General features: G+C 64.2%; 22 protein-coding genes and 1 tRNA gene. 9 read left to right on the forward strand and 14 right to left on the reverse strand.

Going from position 1 to position 25,686, the window contains the following annotated elements:
* Positions 1-3: 3 nt before the first annotated feature.
* The 6 genes from ACXYMR_RS11065 to ACXYMR_RS11090 all read right to left on the reverse strand — a co-directional run bounded on the left by ACXYMR_RS11065 (position 4) and on the right by ACXYMR_RS11090 (position 8,908).
* On the reverse strand, positions 4-1,020 hold the full coding sequence (locus ACXYMR_RS11065) for an arginine N-succinyltransferase (protein ID WP_458942930.1): 1,017 nt from the start codon (positions 1,018-1,020) through the stop codon (positions 4-6).
* Positions 1,021-1,051: 31 nt separating this feature from the next.
* Positions 1,052-2,314 carry a hydrolase gene (locus ACXYMR_RS11070; RefSeq protein WP_458942931.1) on the reverse strand — a complete coding sequence of 421 codons (1,263 nt, stop codon included), beginning with the start codon at positions 2,312-2,314 and terminating at the stop codon, positions 1,052-1,054.
* Between the two features lie 78 nt (positions 2,315-2,392).
* Entirely contained in the window at positions 2,393-3,679 is a 1,287-nt protein-coding gene (locus ACXYMR_RS11075; protein ID WP_458942932.1) for a cystathionine gamma-synthase family protein, read from the reverse strand.
* A 213-nt stretch (positions 3,680-3,892) separates the two neighbouring features.
* A complete protein-coding gene (locus tag ACXYMR_RS11080; RefSeq protein ID WP_458942933.1) occupies positions 3,893-4,969 on the reverse strand; it encodes an OmpA family protein in 1,077 nt (358 codons plus the stop codon).
* Between the two features lie 338 nt (positions 4,970-5,307).
* Entirely contained in the window at positions 5,308-6,948 is a 1,641-nt protein-coding gene (locus ACXYMR_RS11085; RefSeq protein WP_458942934.1) for a L,D-transpeptidase family protein, read from the reverse strand.
* 55 nt (positions 6,949-7,003) lie between these two features.
* A complete protein-coding gene (locus ACXYMR_RS11090; protein WP_458942935.1) occupies positions 7,004-8,908 on the reverse strand; it encodes a monovalent cation:proton antiporter-2 (CPA2) family protein in 1,905 nt (634 codons plus the stop codon).
* Between the two features lie 232 nt (positions 8,909-9,140).
* Between ACXYMR_RS11090 and ACXYMR_RS11095 the strand changes: the two genes are divergently transcribed.
* The 6 genes from ACXYMR_RS11095 to ACXYMR_RS11120 all read left to right on the forward strand — a co-directional run bounded on the left by ACXYMR_RS11095 (position 9,141) and on the right by ACXYMR_RS11120 (position 14,403).
* Positions 9,141-10,082, forward strand: coding sequence for a PAS domain-containing protein (locus ACXYMR_RS11095; RefSeq protein ID WP_458942936.1), 942 nt, complete (start codon positions 9,141-9,143; stop codon positions 10,080-10,082).
* A 270-nt stretch (positions 10,083-10,352) separates the two neighbouring features.
* Positions 10,353-11,615, forward strand: a complete 1,263-nt coding sequence (locus ACXYMR_RS11100; RefSeq protein ID WP_458942937.1) for a tyrosine-type recombinase/integrase — start codon at positions 10,353-10,355, stop codon at positions 11,613-11,615.
* Positions 11,608-12,345, forward strand: coding sequence for a hypothetical protein (locus ACXYMR_RS11105; RefSeq protein ID WP_458942938.1), 738 nt, complete (start codon positions 11,608-11,610; stop codon positions 12,343-12,345). Before ACXYMR_RS11100 ends, ACXYMR_RS11105 begins: the two co-directional genes overlap by 8 nt.
* A gap of 576 nt (positions 12,346-12,921) precedes the next feature.
* The gene (locus ACXYMR_RS11110) at positions 12,922-13,245 is read left to right on the forward strand and encodes a winged helix domain-containing protein (protein ID WP_458942939.1); all 324 of its coding nucleotides are present in this window, start codon (positions 12,922-12,924) and stop codon (positions 13,243-13,245) included.
* Positions 13,229-13,687, forward strand: a complete 459-nt coding sequence (locus ACXYMR_RS11115; RefSeq protein ID WP_458942940.1) for a DeoR family transcriptional regulator — start codon at positions 13,229-13,231, stop codon at positions 13,685-13,687. Before ACXYMR_RS11110 ends, ACXYMR_RS11115 begins: the two co-directional genes overlap by 17 nt.
* A gap of 98 nt (positions 13,688-13,785) precedes the next feature.
* Complete coding sequence (locus ACXYMR_RS11120) at positions 13,786-14,403, forward strand: hypothetical protein (protein WP_458942941.1); 618 nt, start codon at positions 13,786-13,788, stop codon at positions 14,401-14,403.
* Positions 14,404-15,044: 641 nt separating this feature from the next.
* Here ACXYMR_RS11120 and ACXYMR_RS11125 read toward each other — a convergent pair.
* Positions 15,045-15,120: transfer RNA gene (locus tag ACXYMR_RS11125), tRNA-Lys, on the reverse strand.
* 115 nt (positions 15,121-15,235) lie between these two features.
* Here ACXYMR_RS11125 and ACXYMR_RS11130 point away from each other — a divergent pair.
* Together ACXYMR_RS11130 and ACXYMR_RS11135 are read left to right on the forward strand one after the other, a co-directional pair.
* Positions 15,236-15,856, forward strand: a complete 621-nt coding sequence (locus ACXYMR_RS11130; RefSeq protein WP_458942942.1) for a hypothetical protein — start codon at positions 15,236-15,238, stop codon at positions 15,854-15,856.
* 130 nt (positions 15,857-15,986) lie between these two features.
* Positions 15,987-16,610, forward strand: coding sequence for a hypothetical protein (locus ACXYMR_RS11135; protein ID WP_458942943.1), 624 nt, complete (start codon positions 15,987-15,989; stop codon positions 16,608-16,610).
* Positions 16,611-16,669: 59 nt separating this feature from the next.
* On the opposite strand, the gene tgt is transcribed toward ACXYMR_RS11135, so the two are convergent.
* The gene (gene tgt, locus ACXYMR_RS11140; protein ID WP_458942944.1) at positions 16,670-17,791 is read right to left on the reverse strand and encodes a tRNA guanosine(34) transglycosylase Tgt; all 1,122 of its coding nucleotides are present in this window, start codon (positions 17,789-17,791) and stop codon (positions 16,670-16,672) included.
* Entirely contained in the window at positions 17,788-18,846 is a 1,059-nt protein-coding gene (gene queA, locus ACXYMR_RS11145; protein WP_458942945.1) for a tRNA preQ1(34) S-adenosylmethionine ribosyltransferase-isomerase QueA, read from the reverse strand. Before queA ends, tgt begins: the two co-directional genes overlap by 4 nt.
* A gap of 86 nt (positions 18,847-18,932) precedes the next feature.
* Here queA and ACXYMR_RS11150 point away from each other — a divergent pair, with 86 nt between their 5' ends.
* Positions 18,933-19,934 (forward strand): endonuclease/exonuclease/phosphatase family protein, encoded by a 1,002-nt coding sequence (locus tag ACXYMR_RS11150; RefSeq protein WP_458942946.1) that lies wholly within the window; start codon positions 18,933-18,935, stop codon positions 19,932-19,934.
* Between the two features lie 71 nt (positions 19,935-20,005).
* Here the strand turns inward: ACXYMR_RS11150 and ACXYMR_RS11155 are convergent, their stop codons facing one another.
* From ACXYMR_RS11155 to ACXYMR_RS11175, 5 genes are all read right to left on the reverse strand, one after another.
* Positions 20,006-20,458: a peptidylprolyl isomerase gene (locus ACXYMR_RS11155; RefSeq protein ID WP_458942947.1), complete on the reverse strand. Its 453-nt coding sequence runs from the start codon at positions 20,456-20,458 to the stop codon at positions 20,006-20,008.
* A 59-nt stretch (positions 20,459-20,517) separates the two neighbouring features.
* Positions 20,518-21,483 carry a peptidylprolyl isomerase gene (locus ACXYMR_RS11160; RefSeq protein WP_458942948.1) on the reverse strand — a complete coding sequence of 322 codons (966 nt, stop codon included), beginning with the start codon at positions 21,481-21,483 and terminating at the stop codon, positions 20,518-20,520.
* Between the two features lie 2 nt (positions 21,484-21,485).
* Complete coding sequence (coaD, locus tag ACXYMR_RS11165; RefSeq protein ID WP_458942949.1) at positions 21,486-21,974, reverse strand: pantetheine-phosphate adenylyltransferase; 489 nt, start codon at positions 21,972-21,974, stop codon at positions 21,486-21,488.
* Between the two features lie 100 nt (positions 21,975-22,074).
* A complete protein-coding gene (gene gyrA / locus ACXYMR_RS11170) occupies positions 22,075-24,870 on the reverse strand; it encodes a DNA gyrase subunit A (RefSeq protein ID WP_458942950.1) in 2,796 nt (931 codons plus the stop codon).
* Between the two features lie 220 nt (positions 24,871-25,090).
* The gene (locus ACXYMR_RS11175; RefSeq protein ID WP_458942951.1) at positions 25,091-25,639 is read right to left on the reverse strand and encodes a winged helix-turn-helix domain-containing protein; all 549 of its coding nucleotides are present in this window, start codon (positions 25,637-25,639) and stop codon (positions 25,091-25,093) included.
* Between the last annotated feature and the right edge of the window lie 47 nt (positions 25,640-25,686).

Consider the following 25,686-nt stretch of genomic DNA (forward strand, 5'->3'; position numbering starts at 1 on the left):
TGTCTACCTCTGTCGCCGCCAGAACCGCGCCTTGTCTCCATCCGTGAGATCAAGGGCTGCCATGGCCTCATAGGAAACACCGATCACGTCACCATCATCGTGCGCCTGCACGAGCGTGGTGCGGAAATCGTCAAAGCGGTCGGTCGACAGGATACCGTCGACACCGCCATCCGCAGACCCGCCGCGGACCGTGACTTCGCGGCTCTCGCGCAAGGTCCGGATATTCTCCGTCCAGGTCGAGACCAGCGGACCGCCATCGAAGATGTCGATGTAGCGATCATAGTGGAAACCTTCCCACTCGAGCAGGTTATAGGCGCCCTCGCCGTCCTTGTGCGGCTTGCCGATCACCTCGCGCACCGACTCCGGCAGCAAGTCCAGATAGATCAGGTGCTGCGGTCCCAGATCGAGAATGAACTGGTTGTCCGTCGCAGCCGACAGGCGGTCGGCCTCATCGAAATCCATCCGGAAGAAGGGGCGCGACACATAATCATAGAAGGGCGACGAGCCGTCTTCCTTGACCACGCCGCGCAGTTCGGCCAGCACGCGCTCGCCAAACCGGGCCCGGTTGGCGGCGATCAACAGATAGCGTGACTGGGCCACCAGGCGCCCTGCCCCACGGCCGCGCCCTTCGCCGGACACGAACAATGTGCCCACTTCGGACGCCCCGGCGAAATCATTGACCAGCAGCAGCGCATCCATGTCGAAGCGCCGGTCGGCCTCCTTGGAATGCTGGGCCAGGGTCAGGATCTTGAAATCCCAATAGGGCTTGGACGCACCGACCATGGCCTTGACGGCGGAACAGCCGATGATGCGACCGGTTTCGCTGTCTTCCAGCATCAGCTGGTAGGTGTCTTCTGTCTGCCCGTTGATATCGCTTTCAAAAGCCCGGGCCGACTTGTCCAGACGCTCTTCCAGAGCTTCCGGCGGCACGGCCAGGGATGTGAAACCGGTTCCGGCTTCCTTCGACAGACGCACAAGGGCGTCGAGGTCCGACCGTTTGGCCGCGCGAACGATCAGCATTGTTCCTCCCGAACAATCTTGTGTTTCTATATCAGTCGGCCCGCGCCAGCGCCCGCGCTTCGCGCGCGTCGAACTGGCCCTGGGCGAATTTCATCAGCAGGAGTGCCGAGAGCTTGGCGCGCTCGGAAAAACTGGACAGCTTGACGATCTCGCGATCGGAATGGATGTCGGCGCCGCGCACGCCGAGCGTGTCGACATTGGGACAGCCTGCGGCCCACAGATTATTGCCCTCGCAAACGCCACCCGTGTCCTGCCAGCGGATGTCGAGCCCCAGCATGCTGCCAGCGGTCCTGGTCCACTCGAACATGCGGGCATTGGCCGGAGACATCGGCTTGGGCGGACGCGTGAAGCCGCCATGCAGCTCGGCAGTGATGCCGTCGCGCACGCCGAGCTCGTCGACCAGGCGGTCCAGCTCGGCCTCGACCCAGGTGCGGTCATTCTCGGTCTGCACGCGGATATTGAAGCGAACAACGGCATTGTCGGGCACCACATTGGGCGGTCCGCCGCCATCAATGCGGGCCAGGTTGAAGGTCACGCCTTCGCGCTTGCCATTGAGCTCGTCGAGACCGGTTCCAAAGGCGCAGGCCGCAGCCAGGGCGTTGCGGCCGAGATGGTGCTCGCGCCCGGCATGAGCCGCCTTGCCGCCGATCTTGAGCGACCAATTGCCCGATCCCTTGCGGGCCCCGGCCAGGGAGCCGTCGGCCAGCGCCGGCTCGTAGGTCATGCCGATATCGGCGGCAGCGCCGAGCTCGGCGATGATCGGACCGGAACCGAGCGAGCCGATCTCCTCGTCCGGACTGATCAGCACGTCGATACCGATCTCGTCCTTCCAGGGCGAGCGCTCGAGGCCGAGAATGGCGTGCAGCATGACCAGGATGCCGCCCTTCATGTCGGCGACACCGGGTCCGTTGAGGGTATCCTCGTCCCAGAGCTCGGTGGTCTGGAAATGGCTGCCCGGCGGAAACACCGTGTCGTGGTGGCCGGTCATCACAATGCGCAGCGGCGCCTGGGGACGGATGCGACAGTGGAATGACGGGGTGAAGGCCTGCTCGCGCACCGTGCCGTCCGGATCGACGACCGTGGTGGGCAGAAGTTCGACGGCGGAGATCTCGCCACCGGTCGCCGCAAATGCCGCGGCGATCTCGGCGCGCATGGCTTCCAGGCCCTCGGCATTGCGACTGCCCGAATTGATCAGGGACCAGGCCTTGACCGTTTCGACCATGTGGTCCTGACGACTGTCGATCCAGTCGAGAACCGACTTCTCGTCGGCATTGAGTTCGATTTTTTCCTGCATGGCTTAGTGATATCCGTTTAAACGGGAGGGTCCAGCCCCGGGGGCAGGTCACCCCGGGGCCGGTCGCTCGTCCGGGCCCTAGACCTTGGCGAGTGCCTGTTCGAGATCGGCGATCAGATCGTCCGGATTCTCGATACCGACGGAGATCCGGACCAGGCCGTCGGAGAAACCCTGGCGCTTGCGCAATTCCGGGTCGACACCGCGGTGGGTCGTCGAACCGGGGTGGCAGATCAGCGTCTCCGTGCCGCCGAGGCTGACCGCCAGCTTCATCACCTGCAACGCGTTGAGCATGCGGAAGGCCGCTTTCTCGTCGGCGAGATCGAAGGCAAAGGTCGAACCGGCCGATGTCGACTGGGCCGCCAGCACGTCGCCATCGCGGGTGCCCTTCTCGAGGAAGCCGAGATAACGCACGCGATTCACCTTGGGATGACCGCGCAGGTATTCGGCGACCTTGCGGGCGCCGGTGGCGGCCGCTTCCATGCGAAGCTTCACGGTTTCCAGCGAACGCAGCAGCATCCAGCAGGTGTGCGGGTCGAGATTGGTTCCGAGATAGCCGCGCAGGCCGCGAATCTGCGCCATCGCTTCCGATGAGCCCGAGGCCGAGCCGCCGATCAGGTCCGAGTGGCCGCCGATATACTTGGTCAGCGAGTAGACCACGACGTCAGCACCGAGCGCGATCGGGCGCTGGCCGACCGGGCCGAGGAATGTGTTGTCGACGACCAGCTTGGGCCGCTTGCCCTGCTTCTGCTCGATCAGATCGGCCATGCGCACGCACACGGACAGGTCGACCAGGTCATTGGTCGGGTTGGTCGGGGTCTCGGTATAGATGACCGAAACCTCGCCCTTGGCCATCGCCGCGTCGACAGCCTCGCGGATCTCGTCTTCCTTCGCTCCGGCGAAGAAATCGACCGATTCGATGCCGTAATTGGGCAGGAATTTGCGGATCAGGCTTTCCGTACCGCCGTACAGCGGGGTGGATTGCAGGATCACCGAGCCGGAATGGGCCAGCGCCATCAGGGTCGTGGAGATCGCGCCCATGCCGGACGAGAAGACAGCCGCTTCCTCGGCCCCGTCAAACAGGGCCAGCCGGTCTTCCAGGACTTCCATGTTGGGATTGTTGAAGCGGGTATACATCAGGCCCGCGGCTTCCGGATCGCCTTCTTCGGCCTGGCCGAGCGTGACGCGGAAGAAGGCCGCACCGTCCTCGGCCGACTTGAAGGCGAAGGTGGAGGTCAGGAAGATGGGAGGCTTGACCGACATTTCCGACAGCGTCGGATCGTAGCCATAGCTCATCATCTGCGTTTCTGGGCTGAGTTCGTGATCGCCAATCTTGCGCTTGCGATACGGTTTGTCCGGCTTGCTCATGATGCACCCTTGATCTGCTCTGGCCCGGCGAAGCGCCGGGATGTTGCAGGCGGGTTTGAACCGGGCACGCGGCGCGGTCAAGCTCGTCCTCAGCACGGGGCAATTCGTGGCCCGATCAGCCACCGCACGGCCAGAACCGCGCAATATTCGTGCAAAAAAATGCGGCCTGGCAAAATGCCAGGCCGCACTCTTTTAGTCCGAAGACCGGATCGCCTAGTCGCGAACCATCAGGACAACAGTCCGACGGTTGAGCGGCTCGCGAACACCGTCCGGGGTCTCGACGGCCGGACGGCTCTCGCCGAAGGCTTCGACACTGATCGAGCTGGCCGGAACGCCGAGGCGAACCAGTTCGTCCCGAACCGCACGAGCACGACGCTCGGACAGGCCGACATTGTAGCTGGCCGGACCGGAGCGGTCAGCGTGACCTTCCAGGTTGACGCGAACCACGTCACAGCCACCGCCCATGCTCTGGTTGGCAGCCTGCGAGATAACGGCGCGGGCCTGGTCGGTCAGGTTCGAGCGATCCCACTCGAAGTAGACCGGGAACTCCACGTCGTTGCACTCGGCCGGCGGCGGAGGCGGCGGCGGAGGCGGAGGCGGCGGCGGAGGCGGCGGAGGCGGCGGCGGCGGAGGCGGAGGCGGCGGCGGAGCGGCAAAGGAATACCGCAGGCCGATCCAGGCCTCGTGGCCGGCGAGCGCGTCAACATTCACGGCGCCGAAGTCAGTGCTGGCAGCAGAGAAGTAACGATACTCGGTGTCCAGCGTCCACTGCTCGGTCAGCTCCCAGCCGACACCGGCGATGAGCTGCCACATGAACGGGTTGTCGTCGTCCTGGACGAGATAGTAGTCCGCAGGCGTCGGGCCGGGCGGCATGGTGCCAGCGCGCCAACCAGCCAGCGTACCGCCGACTTCACCCATGCCGATACCGGCACCCACATAGGGGTGATAGGTCCCGTTCGGGTTGAAATCGAACAGGACGTTGGCCATCAGCGACCAGATCTGGAAATCGCTGAGGCTGTTCTCGAAGTTGCCGACCGCACCGGTATCCGAATAGCGGTGAGCCAATTCACCTTCGACACGCAGTCCATCCATCCACTCGTAACCGATGGATACGCTTTCGCGCCAATTCGACTCACCCTGAATTTCACCATTCAGAGCGCCGGAGACATCCGTGTCACCCGGAGCGCCGTAGCCGATGGCACCGCGCACATACCAGCCTTCGTCAGCGAACGCAGGACCCGCTGCCAGAAAGGCCCCAACGGCGGCCGCCGTGAAAAGCCGTTTTTTCATCATTCCCCCTCCGGAGGCGCTAGCCTCCTTGGTGTGATTGATCGCTTTCGATCGAATATCGAACTCGAGGAATCACCCTTCACGGGCGCTTCCTACTCTTTTCCTTACTACAATTACTCAAGCAGCGCCACACCGATATTGCCGGAAACGAAGCAAGCGAACAAAAGTTCAGGCCCGTTGCAATTGCGCTACACTCGCTTTCGCGAACAGCGCTGTGAGTAGCGAAAAATCCAGATCTATCAAGACCTCGCTACACATTCCTGATCACAGCAATGTGTGACCTGCGAAACAACAGCCATGTATAGCCGAACCGGGTGTGGACGTCAGCTGTGCAATGCCTAGTGGCGCTCGAGCGCCACCGTCGCGGGGCCGGAATTCAGCAGGCCTGCGACGGCAGTGTCGGCCGCTTCAAGGGCTGCCGATAGAGCGTCCTGCAATGCCGGGTCGCGACGGTAAAGGTCGTGCAGGTAGCGCACCTCGCCGGCGGCATCGGCGACCACTGTCCAGTAGGCGATGTGGACCGGTATGTGGCTCTCGACCCGCACCACGGTCGGGGACGAGCCCGCGACGACGGCGTCGATCCGCTCGCGGCTCCACCCGGCTTCGCGCGACAGAACCCATTCGGCGAGCTCCAGCGGGTTCTGGACGCGGATGCATCCGGCCGAGAAGTCTCGGCGGGTGCGATAGAACTGATCACGCTCAATGGTGTCGTGAATGTAGATATTGTGGGCATTGGGAAACATGAACTTGACCTCGCCCATCGGATTGCCCTCGCCGGGCGGTTGGGACAGGCGGTAGGGCCATCCATTGCCCCACCGGCTCCAGTCCAGCTCGTAAATCGACACCGGCGTACCGCTGCTGTTGTAAATGCGGAAGCCCCGCGCCTCGGCCAGCCCCGGATTGCGCCGGAATGACTGGAAGCGCGGCCGCGCCAGTCCGGACGGCAGGTTCCACCATGGATTGAGCACCAGGTATTCCATTTCGTCGGAAAACTCCGGCGTCGAACTGACCTGTTTGCCGACCATCACTTCGTGAACCCGCGCCAGCACGCCATCTTCCCAGGCTTCCAGCCTGAAATCGGCCAAATTGACCCAGATGTGCCGTTCTCCCAGCTGCCGGGTACGCCAGCGGCGTTGCTCCAGATTGGCGCGCAATTGCCGGAGCCGATCCCCGGGCGCGACATTGAGCTGTCGCAGTGTGGCCGCGTCCACGCGCCCGTTCGGATCGAGATTGGCCCGCCCCTGGTATCTGCGCACGGCGGTCTCCAGACGCACATCGAATGGTTCGCCTTCGCGCCAGTCCGGCGTCAGCAGACCGGTCGCGGTCAGCCGGGCCCTCACCTGATCGACGCGCTCACCGGAATCCCCCAGACCAAGGCTCGGCCCGGGCTCCACGAACGGCCAGATCGGCGGCATGGTTCGCATGCGAACCAGCTCGCGGCGGAGGGCGTCGTAATCGCTGACGCGCGGCATGCTCTCGGCAATCACCTGGCGCATGGAACCACCCCTCAGGGCGCCACCGAGGCGAGCGGCCAGGGTCGCCTGTTCGTCAACGGACAGCTCGCGAGGACGCATGCTTTGGCCATCAAGGACGCCGAACTCAAGCCAACCGGCGTAAAGGTAGAAAGCCTGCGTCGCCAGGCGAGCGCGGGCTTCGCGGTCAAGTCGTTCATGGTGGAGCCGGACCGCGATTCCGGTCATGTCGGGCAGACCGTGCGTGGCGGCTTCCGAAAGCGCCAGCGCCAGATCCCGCAGCGCATCGTCATTCCATAAGGAGGGGTCGGGGAACCAGACGGGGTAATCTGACGGGCCCGCAACAGCTTCTGCCAGCCCGGCCCTCACCGGGTCAGTGGTTGCGGCGACCAGGTCACCTTCGTCATCGGCCAGCCCGGCCCCCGCCGCGCCAGCCGCCAGCACCATCGCCAGCCACGCCGTGGTACGCCTCGCGAACACTCGACACAGCCGCTTGCCTGTCATCATCAACCTCTTCCGTCCGAAGCTAACGGGGTTCGCCGGAACGGGGAACCGAAAACCTTCAGCGTTCGCCCTCGTCTCGGGTCGGCGTGTCCGGTTCGACGTCATCGGGGTCGCCGACATCGCCCGCCATCAGCTCGGCCAGCGACACCACGCGCGAGCGCGCCTTCTCGATATAGGCCTCGTTGTCGAATACATTGACTTCCGAATCCCACACCTCGAAGAGCTGGTGCAGGCTTTCCTCATCATGACGGGCAAAGGCGTCCGCCTTGCGCTTGGCGATATCGGCGGATTCCCCGAGGACTTCCAGCGCCAGCCGCCCTGCGTCGAGCGACGATCCGAACAGTTCGCGCACGGCGTAATCGACCCCTGCGGCGCGCAATTGATAGACGTGCTCCCGGCTGGCGGCACGGGCGATGATGGTGACGTGGGGATAGCGTTGCTTGACATGCTGGACGAGCTCGAGCCCGCGCTCCCGGCTGTCGGTGGCGACGACCAGAAGCTTGGCCCGGGCAATGCCGGCCGCTTCGAGCAAGCCCGGGCGCAGGGCGTTGCCGTAATACACCTGGATTCCGAACTTGCGCATTCCGTCGATGTGCTGGGCAGAATTGTCGAGCACGACGGGACGGTACCCGTCCATGTAGAGCAGGCGCTGAACGATCTGGCCGAAACGCCCCATGCCGGCAATGATCACCGGGGCCTCGTGATCGATCTGGTCATCTTCGCGCATGGGTTCGTCCGTGCGCGCCACGCGCGGGGCAACGACTTTTTCAAAGAAGATCATCATCAGCGGTGTCGCCATCATGGACAGCGCCACCACAAGCGAGGCCATCGCCGCCATGCTTTCCGGCACCACCCGGACGCCTTCGGCAAAGGTCAGCAGGACGAAGGCGAACTCGCCGCTCTGGGCGAGTGAGAACGTGAACAGGTAACGGGCCCGCCCCCGCAAGTTGAACATGAAGGCCAAGCCCAGCAGGATCAGCGCCTTGATCCCGATCAGGACGGCGGTGAGGCCGAGAATGGCCGCGGGCTCGGCGACCAGCAGCGAGAACTGCATGCCGGCCCCGACGGTAATGAAGAAGACGCCGAGCAAGAGCCCCTTGAACGGCTCGAGGTCACTGACAAGCTCGTGCCGGTATTCGCTCTCCGCCAGCAGCACGCCGGCCAGGAACGTGCCCAGTGCCGGCGACAGCCCGACCCAGCTCATCAGCACGGCAATGGCAATCACCATCAACAAGGCCGCTGCAAAGAACAACTCGTTGAGGCCGGTGCGGGCAATGATGCGGAACGCGGGACGGGTCAGATAACGGCCGCCGAGAATGATGCCGGCGACGGCGCCCAGCGTGGCCAGGCCCTGGGCCCAGGCCGGCAGGGTCGCAAACGGGCTGTCGGCCGCCTCCATGGCCGCTTCCATGGCCTGGTCGACGACTTCGACCGGCGTCACGTCGACATTGGAGATGGCGAGGAATGGCAGCAGGGCCAGCATCGGGATGACGGCAATGTCCTGGAACAGCAGAACCGAGAAGGCCGACCGGCCGCCTTCCGATTTGAGCCAGCCACGTTCGCCAAGCGATTGCAGCACGATCGCGGTAGAGGACAGGGCCAGGATCAAGCCGAGGGCTGCCGCGGCGCGCCATTCCAGTCCCAGCAGAAGCCCGATGCACCAGAAGGCCACGGCCGTGGTGAGGACTTGCAGCCCACCGAGGCCGAACAGGCGCGTCCGCATCTGCCACAACAGCCGCGGCTGGAGCTCGAGCCCGATCAGGAACAGCATCATGACAACGCCGAACTCGGCGAAGTGCTGCACGCTTTCCGGGTCTGAACCAATGCGGTCAAGCAGGGGCGAAATGGCCACGCCGGCCAGGAGATAGCCAAGCACCGAACCGAGCCCGAGCCGGTGTGCGATCGGTACGGCAATCACGCCGGCGCCGAGATAGATTGCCGCCTGCAGGAGAAGTTCGTTCATGGCCTGGCCCGTGACGCGAATGGATGGATCTGGATCGATCTGCGACCGTCCTGAACAAGCATAAACGCGCGACGCCGCAAAGCCAGCCTGCACACCGGAAAACGCAAGACAGTACACAAATGTGCAGCGCCGTGCTCTAACCCGCGGAACAACTCACTCCAGACTGCGTTCCCGGTACGGAGCCCACGCCAGTCCCAAGAGAAGCTATCGTCGAATGGGGGGCATTTGACGCATGGAACTCGAGCACATCACGACACGCCTGTATCGCTACATGCGCGATGCAGTGCTGATCACCGAGGCCGATCCGCTCAACGAGCCGGGTCCGAGAATCGTGTGGTGCAACGAGGCTTTCACCAAAATGACCGGCCACACGCTGGAAGAGATCAAGGGGCGGTCCCCGCGTTTTCTTCAGGGCCAGGGTACGTCCAAACAGGCGCTGCGGCGCATCCGGGAAGCCCTGCAGACGTCCGGCGCCATCCGCGAGGAGCTGCTCAACTATACCAAGTCGGGCAAGGCGCACTGGGTGGAACTCGACATCTGTCCGGTCACTGACCAGGATTCCAACCGGCAGTTCTTCGTGTCCGTGCAACGCGAGATCACCGACCGGAAAATGCGTGAACTGGAATTGCTCGATCTGCGCGCGCGCATTCAAACCGCCATGGACCAGCAACGTGCCGCGCAGCATTGCGCCGCGGCCCTGGACGCTGCCAGCGTAGGGGTTTGGCACATGGACTGCGGCGGCAGCGAGATACGCTGCAACGACAATTTCCTGCGCTTCCACGGCCTGCCGGAAGGAGCCGCGACGATCCCCTTCTCCGACTGGCTGCGTCACGTAGCGCCCGATGACATCGCGCACCTGCAGTGCATTCACGGCCAAGTGCTGGCCAACCAGGCCGGGGCCTGCATGCGATATCGGGTCCACGCTCCGGGCGTCCCGGAGCGCTGGTTGCAGGCAAGCTTCGTGTTCGACGACAATCCGGTCAGCAAAGGCGTGATCTGCACGCAAACCGATATCACCAAGCTGGTGGCGGGCAGCCCGCCGCTTGATTTCGCCTGCAGCATCGATTCCAGCATGACCATGGCCACGCCCAGGCTCGGCTACTGGGCAAAGCTCGGCCAACGGGTCCAGGAAATCTGGTCGTCCAGGCGCACGAGGCCAGCGCCAGGCAGGTGAAACCGAGGCCGAACAGGACGCCTCGCCCCGTAGCGGCGCGCGTCACCAATTTCCGGAAATTCATGAAAATGGTGAGCCGACAGGGGCTCGAACCCTGGACCTACTGATTAAAAGTTTGAATGTCCGACTTGCCCACAATTTCCGCGCGATGCCGGGAGGGGCATGGGGACAGACAGAATCCCTCCCCAGCGTTCCGCGAGTTTCCTTGAGTTGCCGCTAAGGTGGTAGCAATCTGGTAGCGCAGACCCAATTGCTACCAGCGAGGAGGCCATGACGGGGAAGAAACTGACCAAGCGGTGCGTGGACGCCGCCGCACCTGGCACCACCGTCTGGGACAGCGAGCTGCCCGGCTTTGGGTTGCGGGTCAGCGAAAAGGGCACAAAGTCCTATGTCCTCAAGTACCGTTTCCACGGTCGCCAGCGCTGGTTCACGATTGGCCAGCACGGCAGACCGGCCCCGGCGCTGGGGGACAGCAACAAGGCGGACGACGAGGACGCCCATGTCTGGACGCCCGACCGGGCGCGCCGTGAAGCCAACCGCCTGTTGGGTGGGATATCGGCAGGCATAGACCCGGCAGGCGTGCGGGCGGCGGATCGGGCAGCGGAGAACCTCAAGACCTTCTCCAAGCGCTATATCCGTGACCATGTGGACGCGCATACCAAGGCCAGCACGGCGAAGGAAACCAAGCGTATTCTTGCCAAGTACGTCCTGCCAAAGCTGGGCCATATCCGGGTGAAGGATTTAAGCCGGGCGGAGGTGGCCAAGTTTCACACCGACATGAAGGCGCAGCCCTATCAGGCCAATCGCTGCCTCGCCGTCGTCTCGCACATGCTGGCCAAGGCGGAAGAATGGGGCATTCGCGAGGATGCAGGCGCGGTCTGCCGTTCGATCAAGAAATACCGGGAAGCCAAGCGCGAACGCTTTCTGAGCGCAAGCGAGGTCAAGGCGCTGGCTGATGCGCTGGAGGATGCCAAGTCCAAGGGGCTCAATCCCTTTGCCCTGACCATTATCCGGCTGTTGGCCGTGACCGGCGCGCGGCGGCAGGAAATCGAGGCGCTGCAATGGTCGGAAGTGGATCAGGAACGCGGCGTTCTGAGACTGGGGGATTCCAAGACCGGTGCGAAGGTCATCCCGCTAGCCCCGGCAGCGCGGCTCATTCTCTCGGAGACGCCCCGCATCAAGGGCGCGCGGTATGTGTTCCCAGCCGCAAGCGGCGATAGCCATTACCAAGGGCTGGGTAAGGTCTGGCGCGAGATCCGCAAGAGCGCCGGACTGGACGGCGTGCGCCTACACGATTTGCGGCACACCTTCGCCAGCTTCGGAGCTGCTGGGGGGCTATCCCTGCCGCTGATCGGGGCCTTGCTGGGCCACAAGCAGGCTGCGACGACGCAACGCTACGCACACCTGGCCGACGACCCGGTGCAGCGGGCGGCGGAGCAGACGGGGAATGCGGTCGCGGCGGCGATGGCGGGGGGGCGCGACAAGCGAACAAGCGTGCACCACCTACATTCACGGGGGGAGAACAATGGTTGAACGACCAACCGATTTTCTGAGACCTCAGGAGGCCACTTGCTTCGATGGTCCCTCTGATGAAGAGCTCATCGTTTCGCTTAGCGGGCCAGATGAGAGAGATTTCCTTAGCAATTACTTGAAGGTGAGAGAGGAGTTCCCGGAGATTGACGTCGGACCTTCTCCAATTGCGGATATTGACTGGCTTTTTGCCATTGAGCGCACTCTAGAGGAATTCGAAATTGATCCGAGCGACATGGCCAAGGCGTTGGACCTCGAAGAAGAGGCTGCCAATAGGGTTTGTCTTCGATTGATGGAGTTACTCGTCGAGCGGGACACAAAAATTCGGAGTGGCGCCACGCACGTCGTTGCTCGCAACGAGGGGATTTCAGATGGTCTGGTGCATCATCTCGCAGTCGCCCTCATCGACGCGTTTTGGACGGCTGCGAGGGCACCCTTGCCCCGGGAGCTAATCGTTTTGATTAGGCAGCTACTCGGAGGTGCACGCTCGGCGGAGTATGACCGCGTACAGAAAAAGCTATCGCGTCAACGAGCGATTGAGGTTGCTTGCGAGATGCAACGTCAGTTCGGGAGTTTTTCTATGCGTGGCGTTGCGCAAGTGCTTGACGTAGAGCCCTCTACCGTTAGCCGATGGTTTCCAGACGAAAACTTTGGCGAGACAGTCAACGCTTTTCTGAAATCCACCGATGAAATAAGGGAATTGGTTCGAGGAACCCGCCGAAGCGAAACCTGATTTCTGGCTAGCGTTGCACCAACATGTGCGTGCGCAACACACATGCGCTGTCCTACCCGTTGTTTACCCGGACGTTCCGGGAAGCTGCATGGGTAGACAAATGATGCCACCGATCGAATTTCTAACAACGCCTCAATTAGCGGCGCTTACCGGCATATCAGCGAGCACCTGGAGTAAGCGCCGAGTGCGCGGCACGGGACCGCGCTACATCAAGGTGGGCGCGTCCTGTACCGCTGGTCAGACGTCGAAGACTGGCTGTTAAAACAGGCCAGAAACAGCACCAGTGACGCGGCATGAGCGCCGCATACAAGAAAGCCCCAGCGCGGTTTGGACACCGGGCGCTGGGGCTGGAATTCCCCTCAAATCAGAAAGGCAATTCGATGCGTAATGTACGCAATCGCGCCCCTGTGCGCAATCACCACCGCCTGCCCCTTTTTCGCTGGGCGGACCAGTCAGAACCCCAGCGCCCGATGCGTTATGCGGAGCGCATCATCGCCCGCCGCTACCCCGTCGGGACGCGCGCCCGCGCCCGTTTGCTAGCGGGGTTTAACGGCTTCAAGAGCGGGGAGGCTGACCATGGCTAATCGCAAGCTGGAGCCCCAGCGCTTCGAATGGATGCGCGACGGCGAGCCCTGCCGCTTCATCCTGACCGGGCGCGATGCCTGGGCCTTGTCCCGCCTCATCGCGGCGGGCGCGGCGGGTGTGACGCCTCTGAGCGAGCCGACCGGCCCGCGTTGGAGCGCTTACGTCTATAATCTGAAGCGCGCCGTCGGGCTTTCGATTGAGACCGTCACGGAAAAGCATGGCGGGCCGTTCCCCGGCACCCATGCCCGCTATGTGCTGCATGAAGACGTGCGGCTCGTGGAAGCCAGCGGAGGCGACAATGCCGAGGCGGCATGACGCCAAGGGCCGCCGCGTGAAAGGGGGGCAGTTTGTCCCCCTTTCCTACCCGATGGCGCACAGCGATGCCTGGCGGTCCCTCGGTGGGGCTTCGGCAAAGGTCTACGTCGAACTTAGGTCGCGCTTCAACGGCGGAAACAACGGGGACTTGTCGCTGTCCTACGGGGAGGCGGCTGATCTCCTCGGACTGGGAAAATCGACCGTCCGCCGCGCCTTCGAGGAGTTGCAGGCAAAGGGCTTCGTTGTGAAGACCGATGGTGGCAGCTGGTACGGACGCAAGGCGGCCACGTGGGCGGTAACAGACAGGCCGCTTGTGCCCGGCGGCGCGAGCCCGAACACCTGGCAGGGCTGGCGCTACCCGAAAACAGATCCCCGGTACTCAGGCGGCACCATGCGCGCCGTTGCGTGCCGTAGGAGAACCGGGGGGGAGAAAAATTTCTGACCTCGCGTGCCGCGTCGGTACTCGTCAGGCGATTTTGCCGCCGCTGACGGTGCCGTCTCGGTACTGCCTATACAGTCTTTACCACAGGAGACCCGGCCATGAGCCAGAAGGATAAGAGCCCCGCGCCCAACGGTGAGAAGTGCGATATCCGTGAAGATGCAGGAGCAAGTTCTAGCCAGTCTGTCGCCTTGCCTGACCAACCCGAAGGCGAAGAGAAAGAACCGCGCCCGTCGGCATTCAAGTTTGAGCAGGGCGAGCAGGCCGATACACTGGTGCCAAAATTCAAGGATGACAAAAACCTTGAGCGACTTGCGGCAACCTTCGCCGTGGCCGATGACGACGCGGTCACCGCGCTGATGCAGACCCTGGCGGGAACCACAGAAGCCCAAATTGCCGCCGGTCGGTTGTCGCCACTAAACGGCATGAGCGGATTGGTCCACGACCTCGCGCCCCGAGACGCAGCGGAATCGATGTTGTGCTGTCAGATGGTGGTCGTTCACATGCAGATCATGGAGTGCATCCGGCGGGCTAGTATCGACGGGCAGTCGCTAAAGGCGCGCGACATTCATTTGCGCCACGCCGAACGCCACATGCGGATTTTCACGCAACAGCTGGACGCTCTAAACAAACACAGGGGGAAAGGGCAGCAGAAGGTGACGGTTGAGCATGTGACGGTGAATGAGGGTGGGCAGGCGGTTGTAGGGAGTGTCCGCTAGGTGACTGGGCGGTGATTTGCCAGATCCCTTGAATACTTGAAGCGTGTTCCGAGCCAGTTCACCATCTAAGACTGGAGCTGGAGGACAAATCATGGCCGTACTGCGATTGTTGATTTTAGCAATTCTACCGCTTGTAACCGGGAACTCCCACGCTCAGCAAACTGACCGCTGGCAGGCAGTCTTTGCGTTCACAGGGATTGTTGCCTACGCACCCGTAGACGCGTTCGGTGCCGAAGAAGGCTGGATTCTAATAGTACGCGTTGCAGACGAACGACTTCAGCGGATGCACCGGAGCGGACTGATTTCGGAGTTGAGCTACAATGTCGCCGATTGTTCCAACGGGAGCCTGGTAATTTCGTCCCACTCCATATTCACCGAACCTGGGCACACCTTAGTTGAAAGCCTACCCGGCAACTCTCCCGACCAGCGCTATCCGCCCGGATCGATTGGGGGCCGAATTATAAATGCGCTATGCGGGGCGACAGGACCGATTTCCGATCCAATCACTCAGTCTGCCGCCCGCGCCAACGCCGTCTCGATAATTCTTGACGCCAATCCACGACTGGACACGAAGCAGTAGCGCAGCGGTAGCGGCGCCCGCTGAGCGACATTGAAAAATCACCATAAGGCGTTGAAAAGTATGGTGAGCCGACAGGGGCTCGAACCCTGGACCTACTGATTAAAAGTCAGTTGCTCTACCAGCTGAGCTATCGGCTCCCCTCACGAGGAGCGCGGAACCTATAGCGGTGATTTGTGCGGGTCAATCGGGTCAACTGAGGGAAATCAGCAAATCCGCTGTGAATTGGCCGCAATCCCTTGCAAAATGTCAGTCATGGAAAAATTCGCCTGCCTTATTGCCAGCTTGCTGGCCATGACCGCCCTGCCCGCCTGCGCCTCCCCGGGCCAGCGCGCCGGTGATGCCCGGTCCTTTGCCGTCGACGAGACCCAGGAGGCCCTGCAGGATGCCGTTGGCCTGCCGCGCCAGCGGCCCGGTCAGATCATGGTCGACGAGGGAGATGACACCGTGCCGACGCCCTATGGCGGCGAAGGTGACCGGCGGCGCTGTTCCACCGTGGCCCGGGACATTGCCCGCCTGACCGTGGTGCTGGGACCGGATATCGAGGAAGAGACGCGCCGCGAGGCCGAGGCGGAACACGATCACGAGGGCTGGCTCGGCCAGGGTGCCCACATGGTCGAGGTGGCGCCAGACGCCGCAGCCCGGGGCGCCCGCGGGCTGTACCGTTCAACCATTGTCGGGCTCAACCCGGTGCGACCGGTGATCCGCTTCCTGGGTCGCGCCGGCGACATCGAACGTGAAGCGCGCGAACGCCAGGACATGGCGCAGCGGCGGCGCGCCTATCTGCGCGGTCTGTTCGACGGCTTTGGTTGCGATGCTGCCTATATGCGCCGGGCCTTCCAAGCCTACAACCTGATCGACACCGGGTCGCAATAGCCACATTCCGGCCTTAAATTACAATGCTGTAGTGCGGGAACGACTGACCGACTTCACCGTTTGATGTGGCGGATGACGGCTGGGCCGTCGCCCCGGGCTCAGGCCCGGAACAGAGATAACGGAGGTCTGAATGAAACCCGTCTCTATGCTAATGTATGCCACTGCCTCGATCGCCCTTCTGAGCGCGCCCTCACTGGCGCAGGTCGACGAAATCCCGGTCAGCACCGAAGCCACTGTCCACTCAGAGGCCACGGTCAATGACGAGACAATGCTCGACATCGAGGGCGAAGCCCGGGTCGAGACCCAGGCCCCGGTCGCGGATGAAGCCGTGACCGACAATGACCTGTTCAGCACGGTCGCCGAAATGTGGGACGAAGCCGACCTCGATCGCGCCCCCTACACAGACGACCATGCCTGGATCGGCACCCAGATCGATTCGGCCAGCGGTGTCCGCCTCGGCAATATCGAGCGCGTCAGCCTCGATGCCGAAGGCAATGTCGACACGATCGTCGTCGAGCACGGCGGCATTCTCGACCTCGGCGGTCGCGAGACCGAGCTGAAGGCCAGTGAAGTGAGCTTCGTCGAGGGCGAAACCAGCACCATTGGTGTGGTCGCCTACAGCGAAGCCGAATTCCGGGCCCTGCCGGACTTCAACGAAGACGCAGCGACCGAGTCGCCGCTCTCCGATGATGACTATAACGACAATGAAAATGTCGAAGAAATGGATGACACGCCCGCCCTTCCCGGTTCGTAACGGGACAGGCTGACGCCATCTGAAACTGAACGGCCTTTCCCCCGGGAAAGGCCGTTCTCTTATTGCGTGCCCTCGGCCCAGCGGGCGTTGAATTCGCGCCGGAAACTGGCGAACTCGCCAGCGGTGATGGCCGCCCGCATGCGCCGCGTGAGGTCCTGGAAATAGGCGATATTGTGCCAGGACAGCAGCATGGCCGAGAGATACTCGCCCGATCGGAAGAGATGGTTGAGATAGGCCCGCGAGTAATCCGTGCTGGCCGGGCAGTCGAGGCTGGGATCGAGCGGCCGCTCGTCCTCGATGAACTCAGCCCGCTTGATATTGATCGGACCATAGTCCGACCAGGCCTGGCCATGCCGCCCGGAGCGGGTCGGCAGGACGCAGTCGAACATGTCGACCCCGCGGGCGACCGCCTCGACCAGGTCGATCGGCTTGCCCACGCCCATCAGGTAACGCGGCCGCTCGGCCGGCAGGTGCGGGGTGGTAAAATCGAGCACGTCGCACATGCGTTCGAAGCCCTCTCCGACCGCCAGCCCGCCGATCGCATAGCCGCCATAACCGGTCTCGATCAGGCGCTCGGCCGATTCACGCCGCAGATTTTCGAACACCGAGCCCTGGACGATCCCGAACAGGGTCTGCTGGTCGCGGCTGCCGAAAGCGGCCTTGGAGCGCTCACCCCAACGCACCGACAATTCCATCGAGGCCCGCGCCTCGGCTTCCGAACAGCCGAACGGCGTGCATTCGTCGAGCTGCATCGAGATGTCGGCACCCAGAAGGTCGGCCTGGATCTCGATCGAGCGCTCGGGCGTCAGATTGTGCTCGGACCCGTCGATGTGGGAGCGGAATTTCACCCCCTCCTCGGTCATCTTGCGCAACTTGGACAGTGACCAGACCTGGAAGCCGCCACTATCGGTCAGGATCGGGCCCGACCAGGTCGAGAACCTGTGCAGCCCGCCCAGCTTCCTGACCCGCTCGGCACCGGGCCGGAGCATGAGGTGATAGGTATTGCCCAAGATGATGTCGGCGCCGGTATCACGCACCTGGTCCATGTACAGGGCCTTGACCGTACCGGCCGTGCCGACCGGCATGAAGGCCGGCGTCTGGATGTCGCCACGCGCCGTCTTCAGCACGCCGGTGCGGGCCTTGCCGTCGGTCGCCTTGATGTCATACGGGAAAGTGGTCATGAGCGGCGCTCCAGCAGGCAGGCATCGCCGTAGGAATAGAACCGGTAGCCCGAGGCGATGGCATGGGCATAGGCCGCCTGCATGACGTCCAGCCCGGACAGGGCGCTGACCAGCATGAACAGGGTCGACTTGGGCAGGTGGAAATTGGTCATCAGCGCGTCGGTCAGGCGGAACTGGTAGCCCGGCGTGATGAAGATGTCCGTATCGCGACTGCCTGCTTCGATGCGGCCCGGCTCGGGGGCCAGGCTCTCGAGCGTGCGCAGCGCCGTGGTGCCGACCGGAATGACCCGGCGCCCCTCGGCCTTGGCACGATTGATGGCAGCGGCGGCGGCATCCGACACGGTACACCACTCGGCATGCATGCGGTGGTCGCTGGTGTCTTCCGCCTTGACCGGCAGGAAGGTGCCGGCGCCGACATGCAGGGTGACATGACAGGCCTCGACCCCGCGCTCGGCCAGGGCGGCCATCAGGCGATCGGTGAAATGCAGGCCGGCCGTCGGCGCGGCCACGGAGCCGGGCTCGCGGGCGAACAGGGTCTGGTAGTCCTCGTAGTCCTGTACATCGAGCGCGCGCTTGCGGGCGATGTAAGGCGGCAGCGGCGGGTGGCCCGTCGCCTCGATGGCGGCGTCCAGGTCTGTGCCGGCCCGGTCGAATACCAGCATCGTATCGCCTCCGTCGGCCTTGTCGGCCACCTCGGCGGAGAAACCGGCAAACTCGATGACATCGCCAACCCGCAGGCGCTTGGCGGGACGCACGAAGGCGCGCCAGCGGTCAGCACCCTCGCGCTTGTGCAGATTGACCTCGACACCGACCGCACCGCCGCCGCCGACCGCCCGGGCAGGGCGGGTTCCCTCGAGGGCCGCCGGGATGACCCGCGTGTCGTTGAAGACCATGAGATCGCCGGCCTTGAGCAGGTCGGGCAGGTCGAGCACGCCGTGATCACCCAACGTGCCATCGGGGCGCACGTGCAGCAGGCGCGCCGCATCGCGCGGCCGGGCCGGCCGCAGGGCAATGTTCTCGTCGGGGAGCTGGAAGTCGAAATCGGAAACGCGCATGGCCGCGCTGTCTAGCGGTGGCCCAACGCTTTCGCAATGTTTGGCATGTAGCGCGGAGGCCGGGACCCTCTCAGGGAGTATGCGACATGGCGCACACACCGATACGGCATCTGGCGCCGCTGGCCTGTCTGTGCGCGCTCGGCCTGGCTGGCGCCGTGTGGGCCGCGCCGCTCTCACCCTGGCTCGACCTGACCCGCCAGGTCTGGCCAGCCAGCGTCCTGCTGGGTCTGGTGGCGGTGCTCGCCACCCTGCCCGCCCGGCGCCTGGCCTGGACCCTGCCGACGCTGGTCGCCGCCGGCCTGATCGCCATGCCCGGCATCTCCGATTGGCTGCGGGGCTCACAACCCGTCGCAGACGCTGCGACGGCCTTTGATAGCCCGGTTCTCCGGGTGGGAAGTGCCAATCTGCGCGGTCTCTCGGTCGGCGCGAATGCCGATCTTGCCGCGGCGGTCCTCCCAACCAATGCCCCCGACCTGCTGGCGCTGCAGGAAGTCTCGGGGGACGCCCTCGACAGTCTTGAACGCCTGCGACCCGATTATGCCAGCCTGGTCCAGTGCCGGACCGTCGCCCTGCTCAGCGCCGACGCGCTGCTCGACGGGGGTTGCGTCACCCATCCGCCCGGCATCGACTTCAGCAATGCCATCCCGTGTGACTGGGAATTGCCGCCGGCGGTCTGGGGTCGCTTTCGGCGCGCGGACGGATCCATCTATGTCGCTGTCTCCGCACATCTGACCTGGCCGATCGGCAATGACGGTGCCCAGGCCTGCCAGTACCGCAATCTCGGCCGGGCGCTGGATGTGTTCGAGCGCGACCGGGTGATCGTCATGGGTGACATGAATGCGGCGGCGCCGTCGCACGCCCTGGCCCGGATCGAGACCCATCTGGACCTGGTCCGCCACAGCTTTGGCCATGCCAGCTTCCCCGACATCGCCGGCATGACGGGCCTTCCCGTGCCCGGCGCGATGATCGGTATCGACCACATCTTCGCCGGCCCGGACTGGCATGCGCTCGAGGTCCACACCGGCAGCTCGATCGGGTCCGATCACCGCCCGCTCCTGGGGCGCTTCGCCCTGCACCCCCCAGGCTGACACGACAAAGGGGAGCCCGCCTGCGCCGACTCCCCTTTCTCAACCTGTCACGTCATGTGCGGACCGGGGCGTCAGCCCTCGGTCACGCTGGCCTTGACGATCTTGCCCGGCTCGGCCGGCGGCTCGCCCTTGGGTAGCGCGTCGACATGTTCCATGCCGCTCTCGACTTCACCCCAGACCGTGTACTGGTTGTCCAGGTAAGGCACGGCGTCGAGACAGATGAAGAACTGGCTGTCGGCGGAGTTGGGGTCGGCGGCGCGCGCCATCGACATGGTCCCGCGGACGTGCGGTTCGGCGTTGAACTCGGCCGGGATGTTCTGGCCGGAGCCGCCCATGCCGGTGCCGTTCGGGCAGCCGCCCTGGGCGACGAAACCGTCGATGACACGGTGGAAGGTCAGGCCGTCATAGAAACCGGACTTGGCCAGTTCCTTGATGCGCGCCACGTGCTTGGGCGCCAGGTCGGGACGCAATTTGATGACGACATCGCCGCCGTCCAGGGTGAATACCAGTTTCTCTTCTGCCATGTCGGTCTCTCAGTTGGTTCAGGTCGGTAGAATATTGGGTGGTCCGGCGGCCGGACCGATCAGTCGGCGATGCGCGTCGGCACCTCGATCTCGCAGATATCCGGCAGCTCGCCGCGCGCATTGCGCTGGCTGTCCAGCCAAGCGGAAAAGGCCTCGCTGTTGGTGTCAACGACTTCGATGTCGATCTGTTCCTCGACCGGCACATCGCTGCCGACCCGCATCGAGCGGATCGAGTCCGGACGGAAGTCGAAGCTTTCCATCATCGAGCCGACGGCGATCTGGTCGACGGCGTCCATGCCGTGACGGACCCGGCCCCAGGACGTGTACTGGGCATTGAGGTGATCGGGGCTGCCGGTGGTGATGTAGAACTGGCTGCGGGCCGAATTGGGGTCATTGGTGCGAGCCATGGCCGCGGCGCCCCGGCAGTGCAGCAGCCAGGACTGTACCATGCCGTCGCCCATGATGGCCGCAGCGGCAGCCGGCTGGGTGCCGGCGTGGAAGCCGTTCCAGAAGCCGGCCTTGGCCATTTGCGGCATGGCGGACGGATTGATGACGCGGTCCTGCAGCTCGCTGACGGTCAGGTCGGGGCCCCGGCGCACGGTGAACTCGCCGGGCAGCGGGTCCTTGTCAGCGGCGTGGGACGGGTTGGAACGCGCCCCGCCACCCTGGGCCATGAAGCCGTCGATGACGCGGTGCCACACCAGGAAATCGTAGAACCGCTCGCGCGCCAGCGTCTTCATGCGCTCGACATGATTGGGCGCGAATTCCGGTGCCAGCTCGACCACGACCATGCCGTGATCGGTCTCGATGTAGAGCGTGTCTTCCTGGTCGACCGGGCGCCAGGCGTCGGCGGGAAAATCATAGGCCGGGGCAGCGGCCGGGGTGGCCTCGGCCTCCTGGACGATCGTTTCGGCGGCTTCGGCCGCGGCCTGCGACACGTCGGTGTCAGCGGTTTCCGCTTCCCGGGCGCAGGCGGCGGCAGACAGGGCGATGACGAGGCTGGCGGCGGTCAGTGTGTAACGCATGATCACGCAAGGCGCTCCTTCAGACGAGACTTTATCGAGGGCGGAACAAAGGCTGAGATCTCGCCGCCCAGCGAGGCAATTTCCTTGACCAGGCGCGAGGCGATGGCCTGGTGGCGCGGGTCGGCCATCAGGAACACGGTCTCAATGTCGTCATTGAGCTGCTGGTTCATCGCAACCATCTGGAATTCGTATTCGAAATCGGACACGGCGCGAAGGCCCCGGACGATTGACTGGGCCCCGATCTCCTCGGCGAAATGCATCAGAAGACCGTCGAAGGGGCGCACTTCAATACTCGTCGCATCGCCGAACTGGGCGACTTCCCCGCGCACCATGTCGACCCGCTCGTCGAGCGAGAACAGCGGCTTCTTGGCGGCATTGATGGCGACACCGATGACCAGCTTGTCGACCATCTTCACGGCCCGGCCGATGATGTCGAGATGCCCATTGGTCAGGGGATCGAACGTGCCGGGGTAGAGCGCGATACGGGTCATGTCGGTCGTCTACCTCTTGCGGCCGAGGGGCGGCCGCGCTGCGACCGCCCTCCTGTCCCATGTGATAACCTCAAAGCGCACGGCGTCAAACGCCGCTCGCTCAATCCTCGCTGCCGGTGGCGGCGGGCGGCGCGTCGGGCGCGATGTCTCCACCGCCCTCGATCACGTCGTCCTCGGCGTCATCCTCACCTTCCGGGATGCGCACGACCGCGACGACATTCTCGCCCTCATTGAGACGGATCAGGCGCACACCGCGTGATGACCGGCTGGCAATGCGCACGGTGTCGACCGGGAAACGGATCAGCTGGCCACCGTCGGTGACAGCCATGATCTGGTCGTTGTCATCGATCGGGAAGCTGGCCGACAGCGGCACGTCGCGCTTGATGTCGGTCGCCGCAACGCCCTGATTGCCACGCCCCATGACGCGGAAATCATAGGCCGATGAGCGTTTGCCCATGCCGTCGGACGAGACGGTGAGCACGAACTGCTCGGCCCCGCCCAGTTCGGCGATGCGCTCGACGGTGAGGTGGGCCTCTTCGCCATCGTCCTCGCCATCGCTGGCCACATCCTCGATTTCCTCGTCGCCGGTGGCCCGGCGCATGGCGGCCGCGTGCTTCATGTATTCGCGGGCCTCCGGAGAGGTCACGTCAACATGATGCAGGATGGCCATGGAGATCAGGGTGTCGCCCTCGGCCAGGCGGATCCCGCGCACGCCGATCGAATTGCGGCCGGCGAAGACGCGCACATCGGTGACCGGGAAGCGGATCGCCCGGCCCTTCTCGGAGACCAGGAAGACATCATCATCCTCGGTGCACAGCACCACATTGACGATGCGGTCGTCCTCGTCTTCCAGCTTCATGGCGATCTTGCCATTGCGGTTGACCTGGACGAAGTCGGACAGCTTGTTGCGCCGCACCGTGCCCTTGTTGGTGGCGAACATGACATTCATGTCGGCCCACACGCTTTCGTCCTCCGGCAGCGCCATGATCGAGGTGATGGTCTCGCCCTGCTCCAGCGGCAGCATGTTGACCAGCGCCTTGCCGCGCGTGTTCGGAGCCCCCAGCGGCAGACGCCAGGTCTTGGTCTTGTAGACCATGCCGCGATTGGAGAAGAACAGCAGCGGCGCGTGCGTCGAGGCGACGAACAGGGTGGACACGAAGTCCTCTTCCTTCATCGACATGCCCGAGCGGCCCTTGCCGCCCCGGCGCTGGGCCCGATAGTCGGACAGCGCGGTGCGCTTGACGTAACCGCCATGGGTCACCGTCACCACCATGTCCTCGCGCGGGATCAGGTCCTCGTCCTCGAAGTCGATCTCGCCGTCGATGAACTCGGACCGCCGCGGCGTCGCGTAGTTCTCGCGAACCTCGGTCAGCTCGTCGCGGATGATGTCGAGCACGCGCTGGCGCGAGCGCAGGATGTCGAGCAGGTCGGCGATCTGTTCGGCCAGGGTCTTGGCCTCATTACCGAGCTCCTCGCGGCCCAGACCGGTCAGGCGGTTGAGTCGCAGTTCGAGGATGGCGCGGGCCTGTTCCTCGGTCAGCTTCAGCGTCTTGCCGTCGCTCAGCATGGAGCGCGGATCGGCCACCAGCTCGACCAGCGGCGCCACGTCCTGGGCCGGCCAGTCACGGGCCATCAGCTGTTCGCGCGCGGTCGCCGGATTGGGGGCCTTGCGGATCAGCGCGATGACTTCGTCGATGTTGGCGACTGCCAGGGCCAGGCCGACGATGACGTGCGCCCGGTCGCGCGCCTTGTTGAGCTCGAACTTGGCCCGGCGGGCCACCACTTCCTCGCGGAAGCGCAGGAATTCCTTGAGGAGGTCGAGCGCGCCCAGCAATTGCGGGCGGCCACCGACCAGCGACAGCATGTTGGCCCCGAAACTGGTCTGCATCGGCGACCAGCGGAACAGCTGGTTGAGGATGACGTCCGGCACGGCGTCGCGCTTGAGCTCGATGACCACGCGCATGCCGGTCCGGTCGCTTTCATCGCGCAGGTCCGCAATGCCCTCGATCTTCTTGTCGCGTACCAGGTCGGCGATCTTCTCGATCATCGACGCCTTGTTCACCTGGTAGGGGATCTCGTGGACGATGATGGCGTTGCGGCCCGAGCGCACTTCCTCGATCGAGGTGCGGGCGCGCATGACGATGGACCCGCGGCCGGTCAGGATGGCGTTGCGCGCGCCAGCGCGGCCAAGGATCAGTCCGCCGGTCGGGAAGTCCGGTCCCGGCAGGTATTCCAGCAATTCGGTGTCCGTCAGCGCCGGATTGTCCAGCAGGGCCAGCGTCGCGTCGATGACCTCTCCGGGATTGTGCGGCGGGATATTGGTGGCCATGCCGACGGCGATGCCGCCGGCACCATTGACCAGCATGTTCGGATAGCGCGCCGGCAGGACGACCGGCTCCTGGCGCTCGGCCGAGTAGTTGTCGATGAAGTTGACCGTGTCCTTGTCGATATCCGCCAGCAGCGCCTGGGCGACCTTCTGCATGCGCGCTTCGGTATATCGATAGGCGGCGGGCGGATCACCGTCGACGGAGCCGAAATTGCCCTGCCCGTCGATCAGCGGCACGCGCATCGCCCAGTCCTGGGCCAGGCGCACCAGCGCGTCATAGACGGCCTGGTCACCGTGCGGGTGATAGCGACCCATGACGTCACCGACGGCGGTGGCACACTTGCGGTAGGATTTCTCGTGCGTCTGGCCGTTCTCGTGCATCGTGTAGAGGATGCGGCGGTGCACCGGCTTGAGGCCGTCGCGCGCGTCCGGGATGGCGCGGCTGACGATGACGCTCATGGCGTAGTCCAGATAGGACGAACGCATCTCGTCTTCGATGGCGATATGGCCGATGCCGTCGGGCAGGCCGGCGTTCTCGGCGCCGGGATTGGTCTCGTCGTGATCGCTCAAGGCGGCCCTCTTTTCCTTGCACGCGGCGCGCCCTGCAGAAGCGCAGCCACGAAAAACGCCGCCTTGCCCGAATGGCCGGACATGACATCCGAATCGGGCCGTGAATCATGCGGCTTTCCTGACGCCAAGTCTTAACAACCACGCGGCCGCAGGGCAAACGCCGGGGGCGGTTGGGGCTGCGGGCTGAAGCGGCCCCGCCAGCCGGTTCAGGGCGATCGCTCTAAGGGGTGTCGGCAAAGAACTCTGATGGCGGTTCGTCCGGGCCGAGACTGACAAATTCGATCTCGCGCTCGAAGGTGCGCGGCCAGGCGATCAGCGCCAGTATCGCGGCCAGTGCGCAGGCCGTGGCAAAACCGGTCACGAAGCTCCTGTCGATGCGTCGCGCAAGCCCGCGCAGAACCGGCTGGAGCGCGGTCTTGGCTGACCCTGTCGGGCGGGCAGTCCCGGGCCGAGGCGGCTCGGCGAGACGATAGCCCAGCCGGGGCAGCGTGGTGATGGCACCTGGATCGCCGAGCAGGCGGCGCAGGCGCGAAATGGCCTGGTTGAGCGCTTCGTCACTGCCGTCCGCATCCCAGGCCGTATCGAGAAACTCGTCGCGCGTGACCGGCGAGCCGGCCCGCTGGACCAGCAGCGCCATGACCCCGACCAGGCGGGGCTCGAGCCGGTGCGTGCGTCCATCCCGCACCAGGGTCGCGGCGTCCAGGTCGCACAGCGCGTCACCGATGTGAAAGCGCCGGTTGCGGCTGGTATAGGCTGGGGAATGGGACATGATGACAGTTCCAGAATGTTTTCGTCAGGACCTGGGGACGGCCACGG

The sequence above is a fragment of the Maricaulis sp. CAU 1757 genome (assembly GCF_054482675.1).

Bases quoted from the DNA above. Each gene is read 5' to 3' on its own strand.
- queA (WP_458942945.1), bottom strand. From the start codon at position 18,846: ATGCGCGTTTCCGATTTCGACTTCCAGCTCCCCGACGAGAACATTGCC.
- ACXYMR_RS11080 (WP_458942933.1), bottom strand. From the start codon at position 4,969: ATGAAAAAACGGCTTTTCACGGCGGCCGCCGTTGGGGCCTTTCTGGCA.
- ACXYMR_RS11070 (WP_458942931.1), bottom strand. From the start codon at position 2,314: ATGCAGGAAAAAATCGAACTCAATGCCGACGAGAAGTCGGTTCTCGAC.
- ACXYMR_RS11135 (WP_458942943.1), top strand. From the start codon at position 15,987: ATGAAACCCGTCTCTATGCTAATGTATGCCACTGCCTCGATCGCCCTT.
- ACXYMR_RS11090 (WP_458942935.1), bottom strand. From the start codon at position 8,908: ATGAACGAACTTCTCCTGCAGGCGGCAATCTATCTCGGCGCCGGCGTG.
- ACXYMR_RS11175 (WP_458942951.1), bottom strand. From the start codon at position 25,639: ATGTCCCATTCCCCAGCCTATACCAGCCGCAACCGGCGCTTTCACATC.
- ACXYMR_RS11160 (WP_458942948.1), bottom strand. From the start codon at position 21,483: ATGCGTTACACACTGACCGCCGCCAGCCTCGTCATCGCCCTGTCTGCC.
- ACXYMR_RS11110 (WP_458942939.1), top strand. From the start codon at position 12,922: ATGGCTAATCGCAAGCTGGAGCCCCAGCGCTTCGAATGGATGCGCGAC.
- ACXYMR_RS11105 (WP_458942938.1), top strand. From the start codon at position 11,608: ATGGTTGAACGACCAACCGATTTTCTGAGACCTCAGGAGGCCACTTGC.
- ACXYMR_RS11075 (WP_458942932.1), bottom strand. From the start codon at position 3,679: ATGAGCAAGCCGGACAAACCGTATCGCAAGCGCAAGATTGGCGATCAC.
- ACXYMR_RS11120 (WP_458942941.1), top strand. From the start codon at position 13,786: ATGAGCCAGAAGGATAAGAGCCCCGCGCCCAACGGTGAGAAGTGCGAT.
- ACXYMR_RS11085 (WP_458942934.1), bottom strand. From the start codon at position 6,948: ATGATGACAGGCAAGCGGCTGTGTCGAGTGTTCGCGAGGCGTACCACG.
- ACXYMR_RS11100 (WP_458942937.1), top strand. From the start codon at position 10,353: ATGACGGGGAAGAAACTGACCAAGCGGTGCGTGGACGCCGCCGCACCT.
- ACXYMR_RS11155 (WP_458942947.1), bottom strand. From the start codon at position 20,458: ATGGCAGAAGAGAAACTGGTATTCACCCTGGACGGCGGCGATGTCGTC.
- ACXYMR_RS11095 (WP_458942936.1), top strand. From the start codon at position 9,141: ATGGAACTCGAGCACATCACGACACGCCTGTATCGCTACATGCGCGAT.
- ACXYMR_RS11130 (WP_458942942.1), top strand. From the start codon at position 15,236: ATGGAAAAATTCGCCTGCCTTATTGCCAGCTTGCTGGCCATGACCGCC.
- ACXYMR_RS11065 (WP_458942930.1), bottom strand. From the start codon at position 1,020: ATGCTGATCGTTCGCGCGGCCAAACGGTCGGACCTCGACGCCCTTGTG.
- ACXYMR_RS11150 (WP_458942946.1), top strand. From the start codon at position 18,933: ATGGCGCACACACCGATACGGCATCTGGCGCCGCTGGCCTGTCTGTGC.
- coaD (WP_458942949.1), bottom strand. From the start codon at position 21,974: ATGACCCGTATCGCGCTCTACCCCGGCACGTTCGATCCCCTGACCAAT.
- ACXYMR_RS11115 (WP_458942940.1), top strand. From the start codon at position 13,229: ATGCCGAGGCGGCATGACGCCAAGGGCCGCCGCGTGAAAGGGGGGCAG.
- tgt (WP_458942944.1), bottom strand. From the start codon at position 17,791: ATGACCACTTTCCCGTATGACATCAAGGCGACCGACGGCAAGGCCCGC.